At 59.1% G+C, this 247-nt stretch carries 1 pseudogene; it reads left to right on the top strand.

What is annotated here, in order from left to right:
- Positions 1-117: 117 nt before the first annotated feature.
- Positions 118-247 (top strand): annotated as a pseudogene (locus AB4Y44_RS42770) (transposase); the annotation flags it as partial.

Genomic DNA, 247 nt, shown 5'->3' with positions numbered 1-247 from the left:
GGCAGGCGGGTAGTTTTGCGTAGGCCGGCGTGAGGGCGGCCCACATCATTTCGTGCTGAATTGTATGGAGCGCTCGAACGAAGCTGATATCGGTCGGTGCGAGCTTCGCTTCCCATGCGGCGCTGGCAAATCGAAACCAGTTTCGGGGAGCTCAAGCAATCGATGCTGGGTTCGGAGTTGACCTTGCGCAGTCGCACAGTCGAAGGGGTGTATCAGGAGATCTGGGGTGCGCTGATCGCCTACAACC

This window comes from Paraburkholderia sp. BR10937, assembly GCF_040965695.1.
In the GTDB taxonomy this organism is placed as follows: Bacteria; Pseudomonadota; Gammaproteobacteria; order Burkholderiales; family Burkholderiaceae; genus Paraburkholderia.
This window is presented reverse-complemented; position numbering and strand designations above follow the sequence as displayed.